2 protein-coding genes are annotated in these 3,521 nt (G+C 64.5%); both read right to left on the bottom strand.

Features of this window, described 5'->3' with window-relative positions; genetic code table 11:
• On the bottom strand, window positions 1-571 hold a 571-nt coding region (locus tag VNH11_01870; GenBank protein ID HVA45108.1), incomplete at its 3' end, for a response regulator.
• Window positions 572-655: 84 nt separating this feature from the next.
• Window positions 656-3,349: a sensor histidine kinase KdpD gene (locus VNH11_01875; GenBank protein ID HVA45109.1), complete on the bottom strand. Its 2,694-nt coding sequence runs from the start codon at window positions 3,347-3,349 to the stop codon at window positions 656-658.
• Window positions 3,350-3,521: the final 172 nt, after the last annotated feature.

The following is a 3,521-nucleotide window of genomic DNA, read 5'->3' on the forward strand; positions in this document are numbered from 1 at the left end:
CCACCTGGCCCGGTCCCCAAACTTCCTTGAGCAAGAAGCGGTGCGTCAACACCTTGCCGGCGTGTTGGACCATGACGGTGAGCAGCTTGTATTCCAAGGGAGTGAGGTGAATCTCTCGCTGGCCGACAAACACCCGCCGCGCGGCCAGATCGACGGTCAACTCGCCGACCACGAACTTGGGGTCGGTCTTGCCTTCGCCCGCTCTGGCCGTGTGCCGGAAGGCGACCCGCACGCGAGCCAGCAACTCGCCCACGCCAAACGGTTTGGTCAAATAGTCGTCGGCGCCCGCGTCGAGGGCCGCCACTTTGTCGCGTTCCTGCCCGCGCGCCGACAGCACGATCACCGGCGCCGACAGCCACTCGCGCAGGCTCCGCAGCACGTCGAGTCCATCCATGTCGGGCAATCCCAAATCGAGGATCACCAGGTCCGGCGGCTGTGAAGCGGCCATCGTCAGGCCCTGCTTGCCGGTCTCGGCCTCTTCGATTCGATACTCCTCACCCGTCAAGGACACGCGCAGGAACTTGCGAATCGGGCTTTCGTCTTCGATGACTAGAATGAGAGGGGATGGCATATTGCAATTTTGGATTGCGGATTCTGGATTTTGGATTGTTGATTGTAGCAATCCAAAATCCAAAATCGAAAATCCAAAATCCTGTTACGCTTTGTTTGCCGACAAAGCTTCTCCCGCTCCCACGGGCAAGCTGAAACAAAACCGCGCGCCGCCGCCGGCGCGGTTCTCGGCCCATATCCGCCCGCCATGCGCCGTGATGATCGCCTTACAGATGGCCAACCCCAGCCCGGCGCCGCGCCGGCCGTCGACCGCCGCCGCCTGGCCGCGATAAAACTTCTCGAAGATCAGGTCGCGCTCGTCGTCGGGAATGCCCGGCCCGCGGTCGGCCACCTCCACGATGAGTTGCCCCTCTTGCGGCCACGCGCTGATGTCGATCGGCGAACCGGCCGGCGTGTACTTTTGCACGTTCTCCAACAGGTTGGTGAGCACCTGCTCGATGAGCATCTCGTCGAGCGGCGTCAGCGGCAAATTGTCGGGCAAGTGCGTCTTGATCTGCCGGCCGGTCAGCGGCTTGGCCAGCCGGCGCAGGGCCGAACCGATGATCTCCTCGATGATGTGCGGCTGTTTGTTCAGCACCACGCTGCCCGACTCGATGCGCGTCATGTCGAGCAGGTTGTCGACCAGCCGGGTGAGACGGTTCGAGTCGTCGAAGATGGTCTGAATCAGCTCGCGGCGGGTCTCCGGCGCGAGCGTGCCGTCCGATTCAAGCAGGCTGCTGCTGGCGCCGGTGATCACCGCCAGCGGCGTGCGCAGGTCGTGCGAGACCGAAGCCAACAGCGAGCTGCGCAGCCGCTCGGCTTCGGCCTGCAACAGCACCGCCTGCACCTGGGCGGCAAGCTGCTCGCGCTCCAGCGCCAAGGCGATCTGGCTGGCGAACGTCTCCAGCAATTGCCGCTGATCGAAGATCAACAGTTGGTCGGGGTCGGCGGGCCGGATCGCCAGCACGCCCACCGATCCTTGCGATCCGACCAGCGGCAAATAGAGCGCGTGAGCGCTGGGCAGCGTGTTCGTGCCCATCCCGGCCTGCTGCTGATGGGCAAAAACCCATTGGGCCACCGCTACCTCATTCTCGCGCAGTGCGAAGTCGGCGTGCGAGCCGACCGCCAGTTTCAGGCGTTTTTCTTCGTCGGGCAAAAACAGCGCCACGTCGCCGGCAAAGATGGCCGTAAGCTGCTGCAGCGCCACGCCCGCCAACTGGTGCGTTCCCACCTGTCCAGTGAGACGCTGGCTCATGTGGAACAGTGCCTCGGTGCGCCGGGCCCGCTCGCGCGAAAGCTGGGCCTGCTCGCGCACGCGCGACGTGAGCGTACTGATCAACACCGCGATGCCGAACATCACCACGAAGGTGAGCAGGTACTGCGTGTCGCTGACGGCGAACGTCAAATACGGCAATACAAAAAAGAAGTCGAACAGCAGCACGCTGGCGATCGAGGCCAGAATGCCCGGCCCGCGGCCGTAACGCGCGGCCGAATAAACGACGCCGAGCAACAAGACCATCACTAGGTTGGCTTCGGCCAGCTTCAGCCGAAAGATGGCCGCATCGACGAGACCGCAGACCGCCACGACCGCCAAGGCCCGCGCGTATTGATGCCAGGCGATGACGTGTTGTTCGGGCGGGGGCGGCTTGCCTTCCGGCACTTCGACGCCGTGAATGACGTGGATGTCGATTTCGCGGCTGTTGCGCAACAGGTCGTCGATCAGGTTGCCGCGGAACAACCGGCGCCAACTCGGGTGTCCCGATTTGCCGACGACGATCCGTGTCACGTTGCGCTGTCGGGCGTAGCTCAGCAGCTCGTCGGCCGGATTGGAGCCGGCCAGCGTGACGATCTCGGCCCCAAGCTGCTCGGCCAGGCGCAGGTTCTGCGCCAGCCGCTGGCGGGCCTTGACGTCGAGCACTTCAGGGTCCGACGGCTCGACGTAAGCGGCGATCCAGTCTGCCCGCAGCGAGGTGGCCATCCGCTTGGCCGTGCGCACCACCCGCGGCGAGAGCGGGCTGGGGCTGACGCAGACCAGCAAGCGTTCGGCCGTGGGCCAGACCTGCGGCGACGCGCCGCCCAGCCGCGCCCGTTGCACGTCGGCGTTCACGCGGTCGGCCATCTGCCGCAGCGCCAGCTCGCGCAAGGCGACCAGGTTCGACTTGCGAAAGAAGCTTTGCAGCGCCCGCTCGGCCTGCGCCGGCACATAAACCTGCCCGTGGCGAAAGCGGTCGAGCAGGTCTTCCGGCGGCAGATCGACCAGCTCGATCTCGTCGGCTTTCTCCAGCACGGCGTCGGGCACGGTCTCCTGCACCACCACGCCGGTGATCTGGGCGATCACGTCGTTGAGGCTTTCCAGGTGCTGCACGTTCATGGTGGTATAAACGTCGATGCCCGCCGCCAGCAGCTCTTCGACGTCTTGCCAGCGTTTGGCGTGCCGGCTGCCGGGCGCGTTGGTGTGGGCCAGCTCGTCGACGACCAGCAGTTCGGGACGCCGCTCGCGGGCACCGTCGAGGTCGAACTCCTTGAGCTTGACGCCGCGATAGTCGATCTCGCGCAGCGGAATGATGTCCATGCCCAAGAGCAGGGCGGCGGTGTCGGAGCGGCCGTGCGTCTCGACCACGCCGATCCACACGTCGCGTCCGCTGGAGACGTCGCGGCGGGCCGTTTCGAGCATGGTGTAGGTCTTTCCCACGCCTGCCGAAAAGCCGAAGAAGATTTTCAACTTGCCTCGGCCGGCGCGCGCTTCTTCCGCCTGCACTTGGGCCAGCACGGCGTCGGGGTTGGGGCGATTGTCGGTCACGGACGGGATGAGGGATGAGGGATGAGAGATGAGGGATGAGGGATGAGAGATGAGGTGGCGCGTCAAATCTTTACGTGACCGTCGCCCGCGTCGATGTAGTTTGGATCATTGCTCCCCAAAACTACGCATAGGCTTCCACTCGAAGCAAATAACCATCTCCTGCATCCTCACA

This window comes from Pirellulales bacterium, from assembly GCA_035533075.1.
Lineage (GTDB): Bacteria > Planctomycetota > Planctomycetia > Pirellulales > JAICIG01 > DASSFG01.